General features: G+C 28.7%; 6 protein-coding genes. 3 read left to right on the top strand and 3 right to left on the bottom strand.

The annotated features are described in order from the left end of the window. On the top strand, positions 1 to 546 hold a 546-nt coding region (locus tag ACJAX4_RS20885), incomplete at its 5' end, for a class D sortase (RefSeq protein WP_435791360.1). Between the two features lie 456 nt (positions 547 to 1,002). Here ACJAX4_RS20885 and rluF read toward each other — a convergent pair. Both rluF and ACJAX4_RS20895 read right to left on the bottom strand, forming a co-directional pair. Next, entirely contained in the window at positions 1,003 to 1,791 is a 789-nt protein-coding gene (gene rluF, locus ACJAX4_RS20890) for a 23S rRNA pseudouridine(2604) synthase RluF (RefSeq protein WP_435791361.1), read from the bottom strand. A 72-nt stretch (positions 1,792 to 1,863) separates the two neighbouring features. Beyond that, a complete protein-coding gene (locus ACJAX4_RS20895; protein ID WP_435791362.1) occupies positions 1,864 to 2,448 on the bottom strand; it encodes an anti-sigma-I factor RsgI family protein in 585 nt (194 codons plus the stop codon). 142 nt (positions 2,449 to 2,590) lie between these two features. On the opposite strand from ACJAX4_RS20895, the gene ACJAX4_RS20900 reads away from it, so the two are divergent. Beyond that, the gene (locus ACJAX4_RS20900; protein WP_435791363.1) at positions 2,591 to 3,961 is read left to right on the top strand and encodes an ATP-binding protein; all 1,371 of its coding nucleotides are present in this window, start codon (positions 2,591 to 2,593) and stop codon (positions 3,959 to 3,961) included. 47 nt (positions 3,962 to 4,008) lie between these two features. Here ACJAX4_RS20900 and cls read toward each other — a convergent pair whose 3' ends face one another. Then, complete coding sequence (gene cls / locus ACJAX4_RS20905) at positions 4,009 to 5,463, bottom strand: cardiolipin synthase (RefSeq protein ID WP_435791364.1); 1,455 nt, start codon at positions 5,461 to 5,463, stop codon at positions 4,009 to 4,011. Positions 5,464 to 5,641: 178 nt separating this feature from the next. Between cls and ACJAX4_RS20910 the strand changes: the two genes are divergently transcribed. Next, positions 5,642 to 6,727: hypothetical protein (locus ACJAX4_RS20910; RefSeq protein ID WP_435791365.1), on the top strand; the 1,086-nt coding region annotated here is incomplete at its 3' end.

Consider the following 6,727-nt stretch of genomic DNA (forward strand, 5'->3'; position numbering starts at 1 on the left):
ATTATCTCTGCTTTATCAATGCGGTACGAGGCTAATATAAAACAAAAGATGATGATTCAAGATTTTAAAGGAAGCATTCAGAAAACTGATGCGAGTTTAGGTGCTAGTGAAAATATAGATGTTACCAATAAAAAGTCTTCAGACAACAAAACAGGTACTATAGGAATTATTTCTATTCCTAAAATTGATGTAAATGTAGCTCTTAGTGAAGGCATTGGTACGGAAATATTAAAATATGCAGTTGGACATTTCACTGAAACACCAATGCCTGGCGAGCAAGGTAATTCTTGTTTTGCAGGACATAGAAGCTATACTTATAATCAATATTTTAATAGATTAGATGAAGTTAATATAGGTGATATAATAATAGTTACTACAAAAGGTGGGGAATTCGAATATGAGGTATACGAAAGTAAAGTTGTAGAACCAGAAGAAATATCAGTTTTAGATAATACTGAGGGAGCAGAAATCACATTAGTGACTTGCACACCTATAAGAGTAGCCACTCACAGGCTTGTAGTAAAAGGTAAGATGGTTATAAAATAAGAAATAAGTTATCAACATGTTATCAACAAAACTGTGGATAATGTGGATAACTTAATAAATTAAATTTACAATATTTCATTTAAAATACAAGTATTTATAATAATATAGTCCGAAAAACTGTAGTTTTTATCCGTTAACATAGATTTAACAGGTTATGCACAACAAACTTGTGGATAATGTGGATAAGTATTAAATAGTATATATATATTTTTAAAAAACATACATAATTCAATATAATTGTGGACTAGAAAATATTAATGTGTATAATTTGTGATTCTAAATGAAATATATTGTAATAACAAATAAAACATCTCATTATTTAATTTTTAAGGAATATAAATAAAATTAATTATAAGCCAATAGCGCATTTAGAATATAAAGCATAATTATTATTATCTAAGATTAACAAGTTATCCACAATTTCTGTGTATATAATGTGGATAACGTTATAAAAACTTATAATTTTGAACCATCTTCCGTTTTAATTGAATCAATAACTAACTTGTTTATACCACTAAGCTCTTTTTGTGTTAAATATCTCCATTTTCCAACGGGCATTTTATCCACAGAAACATTCATAATCCTAAGTCTTTCAAGTCGTACAACAGCATAGCCTAAATACTCACACATTCTTCGTATTTGACGATTAAGTCCTTCAGTTAAAATTATTCTGAAAACATATTTGCTTTCTTTTTTTATGAAACACTTTTTAGTTATAGTTTGGAGCATAGGAATGCCATTTGCCATATTTTTTATAAAATCATGGCTTATTGGTTTATCCACAGTAACTATATACTCTTTTTCATGGTTATTACCTGAACGTAAAATTTTGTTTACGATGTCTCCATCGTTAGTTAGAAATATAAGACCTTGGGAGGGTTTATCAAGACGACCAATAGGAAAAATTCTTTTGGGAAAGTTTATGAAATCTATAATATTACCCTTGATTTTATGTTCTGTAGTACAAGTTATCCCGACAGGTTTATTGAAAGCTAAGTAAACGAATTCTTCTTTGATTTTTAAAGGTTTACCACTTATCTCAACATAATCTGTTTCGGACACCTGGGTACCCATTTCAGGAATTTTTCCATTTACAGTGACCTTACCTCCTTGTATCATTTTATCCGCAGAGCGTCTAGAGCAAAAACCTGTTTCGCTTATAAATTTATTTAATCTTGTTTTTGAATTATTATCTTTGTAAGGGGAAATAACATTTTTGCTTTTTTCATTAAGTTTGGTTTTCATTTCACACCGTCCTTTGAAATTATAAAGTAAACTTTGTATTATAATCCTAAGGATATCCTTTAAAGGATACCCTTACTCAATTAAAGCTTTTCCATTATTATTTATTATTACCTTGAAATTATGCGTATTAGCATAGTCTTTAAATTTACTTAAGTCTATGGTGTTATTATTATTACTATTATTATTATTACCAGAAATAAATACTGAAAGTTTATAACCATCGTCTGCGTGAGCTTTAGTAAGGTATTTTTGCTTAATGGATTCATCTAGGATTAGATGCAAGGCCTCATCTAATGATTTATGTTTTAAATCAAAATTTTTTTCCATTTTTAAACCTCCAAAGGAAATGCCTTTAACATTTTTAACTTCTCCAGATCCATTTATCTCCATCTTCAAAGTGCAATTCATGTCTACTATAACGGAATAATTATACTTGTTATTTAAATAGAATTTCCTAGCTGAAAATGCAAGTAATATAACACAAACGATTACTAAGAAATATTTCCAAAGGGCAATGCTTTTGAATTTTTCTCCTGCATATATCTCTCCTATTATAGGTTCAACGCTATGCCTTTCAAGGGTTACAAATTCTTTATTTGAGGTTATGATATAAACTTTATTGGCTTCTATATTGATTACTTTTCCTACTTTTCGCATAAAGCACCTCTTTCAATATGATAATTTATTATTAATCCTTGACATATAGTTAAAAAATTGGTAGGTTCATTATAGTAACGAATTAAACTACACATTTTACTTAAAAACAAATAAAACGGTTAATAACCATTAGAGGTATATTATGATGGAAATATTTTGGGGAAAATTATATTTGTATATTGGTATTATAATTATAGCAAACATTATATTTATTAATGTGACAATCAAAATATTAATGATTAAAAAATCTAAGGAATTTGATAAAAAAATGGATGCTACTGTTAATATATTTAAATCCACAACGGATATAAACGATATTTTCGATAGATTAATTAAAAGTCTATATGAAATTTCAGATTATGATGCAGCTATAAGTATATTTAAAAATGAAAATAGCTTTAAGATTATGGCATCTCTTGGATATGAAGATAAAAAAGGTCTAAGTAGTTATTTGCAGGACGATAAATTTACTGCCCTAATAAAAAAAGTTATAGAAAATAGAGTGCCATACTACGTTCAGGATTTAAAGAAGTCAGAATATACAAAGTATAGTACTAGCTTTCAAATATTATTATATCACATGAGGAGCTTACTTATAATTCCGATAATTAATAAAGATAGTATGTATGGTGTAATAATAATGCTAAATCATAAAAAGTTCGCTTACAATGAAATTCAAATATCTAACGCTTTTTCTTTTACTAGTAAGGCAGGTATCGCTTTAGAAAATGCTGAACTTTTTAAGAAATTAAAAGATATGGATAAAATGAAAACAGATTTTTTAGCCACAGTTTCTCATGAACTTCGAACTCCACTAACTTCAATTATTGGTTTTACTGAAATGGTTAAGCGAAGATTTGAAGGCCAAATAGTAGATAAATTAGATCTTACAATGGAAAAAAATCAAAGTTCAGTAATTAAAATAAGGAGAAATTTTAATATAATTTTATCAGAAGGCGAGAGGTTATCTAACCTCGTAAATGATTTGCTAGATATATCAAGAATGGAAGCAGGAAAAATTAGCTTGAATATGAGAGAAATTGACATCGAAGAAATTATAACGCAGGTAATAACGTTAACTAATCCAATAATTAGGAATAAATCTCTTCAGGTTATACATAATATAAGAGAACCACTTCTAAAAGTTATGGCAGATAAGGATAAATTGATGCAGGTAATAATTAATCTTATTTCTAATGCTATAAAATTCACAGAAGAAGGTTGCATAGTTTGTACAGCTAGAAGAGTGCAAGAAAATATAATAGTAAGTATTATAGATACAGGAATAGGGATTAAAGAGGAAGATAAAAAATATGTGTTTGAAAAATTTAGCCAAGTTGGAGATAAGCTTACGAATAAACCCTGTGGAACAGGACTTGGACTAGCTATATGCAAGTATATTATAGAAGAACATGGTGGGGAAATATGGGTGGAAAGTGAAGTAGGAAAGGGAACTGATTTCTCATTTAGTATACCCATTTCAGTGGAAGAACGTAGAAGGAAAGTAGAATAAACATAACTATAAAAGAGCTAAGATTTTTAATCTTAGCTCTTTTATAGTTATAGCATAGGGGAAAGTAACCTTGAAACAGATTCCTTGAATTTAACAATGACACTTCGATTCATATATTTTTCCATAGTTAGTTCATCACAAAATGTTAAATCATTAATAAAAAAATCTTCCAACTTTTTAGTTATATCTTTATCATATATGAAAGCATTAATTTCAAAGTTTAAAATGAAGCTTCTAATATCTAGATTAGCGGTACCTACAGTACTTATAGACTCATCAATAGAAATAAATTTACTGTGAAGAAAGCCTTTAGTATAGGTATAACATTTTACTCCGGAATTTAGTAGCTCTCCCATATAGGAGGTAGATGCCCAATATACAAAGGGATGATCTGGTTTGCTCGGTATAATTATACGGACATCGACTCCAGATAAGGAGGCTATTTTTAAAGCCTCCAATATACTGTCATCTGGAATAAAATATGGAGTTTCTATATAAATGTTTTTTTCAGCTTTACTAATCATTTTTAAATAACCATTTTTAATAGAATTAAAAGTAGAATCAGGACCACTTGAAACCATTTGAAGACCTGTATATCCAATGTGAGTCCTGTGAGGAAAATACTTATCATCAAAAACAGAGTCTTCATCAGCAGCAAATCTCCAGTCCATTAAAAAGTGAAGTTCTAGTGCATCAATAGCGTCACCTTGTATGAACAAGTGTGTGTCTCTCCAAAACCCGAATTTTTTTGAAAGTCCTAAGTATTCATCACCAATATTGAAACCTCCTATAAAGGCATATTTTCCATCGATAGTGACTATTTTACGGTGATTTCTAAAATTTACTCTAAGGTTTATATAGGGAAGAAAGGGTGGAAAGAAAATTGCAATTTTTCCGCCGGCTTTGGTTAGAGGGGCGAAAAAAGACTTAGCTACCTTAAGACAACCCATCCCATCATAGAGTAATTTTACCTCAACTCCTGCTTCAGCTTTTTCACATAGGATTTTAAGGATAGCTGCCCCCAAAACATCATTTTGAAATATATAATACTCCATATGTATATATACTTCTGCAGCTTTGAGGGTTTTTTTTAGTTTATCAAATTTTGATTTACCATCTGTAAATATATCTACATGGTTATTATTTGTGTAAAATGCATTGTCGCTACATAGATTAAGTTGCATCATATCAGAGTATTTACTTAAAAAAGGATTAGTTTCAGTTAAATTATCATTGTTTAAGAAATTTTTTTGCTTATCAATAATTGAGGCCAGATTTTCTTTTTCTTCCTTTTTTAATGAAAACATTTTTTTTCTTTTAAGATTTTGACCAAGGAATAAATATAAAATAAAACCAACGCTTGGTAAAAACAGCAACACCATAAGCCAAGTCCAAGTACTTGTAGGATTTTTACGTTCAATGAAAACAACTGCTAAGGCAAAGAGGATATTAATAAAAAATAATAAATTAAAAAAACGCAATAATAATTCGCTTGTAAACATATAGACCTCCAAATAATTCATTTCATCATATAATATAGTATACATATAATTATATAAAAAAAACAATAAAAAATAAAATCTATAGAAAATATAAATTTATAATTATATTACTAAAGCAGAAGTAACTTTTATGGTATAATAATATTAAATTACTGTAATGGATTTATGGGGGATAAATATGTTTTGTATTAAAATGTTTTTAATACTACTAATAGTTATTGTTTTATTTGTTTTTATATTGAGATTAATATTAAAAGGTTACTTTATTAATGAAGATGAAATAATGGACAAGGATATGGGATTACATCATACAACAGTAAGTGAGGATATATACAAATCATTAAATCTAATAAGAGAATTAGAACGTGTGGTGGCGGATATGCAGAGACCGGAAAGTTTATTCGCAGCGGACATTCAAAATATGTCTTCTGCACATAAACGAAGCATATTAGATATATGGGTTAGCTACGTGGAATGTTACAATGGATTAAATGAAATCAGGAAAAAATATAAAATCGGCCTTATACTCAAGGGTAAAGAAGATTCACATACTAAGTTTAGCAATATATTACTAAATTATGCGTCTACTTTAGCAATACGAAAAAATTCTGTGTTATTAGCGAGTATTATAGAAAAAAATAAATATTTAGAATCGATGTTAAACGAAAGCAGACCAGAACATAATATTAATAAAAAACAGTACTATTACATTACACAAGAAATAACCGAAATTACTCACATGATATCACTATTTAAGAATAAGCATTATTTTCATTTTATGGTGAGTTATCATGAAGTGCATGGTTATGGGAGAGGTGAGTGGGAAAAAGAATTATTAGATTATGCAAGTTGCAACTATTTAAATGTTATAAAACTTGTTAGAAACCATAGAAGTATTGTTTTTAATAATATTCTTGATTTTTTTGGGAAGAATGTTTTTGATTTATGGTTTCCTGTTCAGAAATGGCTTGCGATAAGCATTACTGGAGTGGATTACTCTAGTAGAGAAGAAAAATATGTTAGCAATGAAGATATTAATGTCATAAAAGAAGAATTGCTACCAGGTGATATTCTGCTAAAGAGAAACAATTATCAACTAACAAACATCGGTATAGCAGGATTTTGGACTCATTCTGGGATTTATATAGGATGTTTAAATGGATTAGATAGCTACTTTAAGGATATGCCTCTAGGAGATTATTCATGTGTGTCAGAGTATGTAAATGCAATCTATCCGAAAGTATACGATAGTATATGTAGTAGT

Origin of the sequence: Clostridium sp. (genome assembly GCF_051278035.1) — a bacterium.
GTDB lineage: Bacteria > Bacillota > Clostridia > Clostridiales > Clostridiaceae > Clostridium_AD.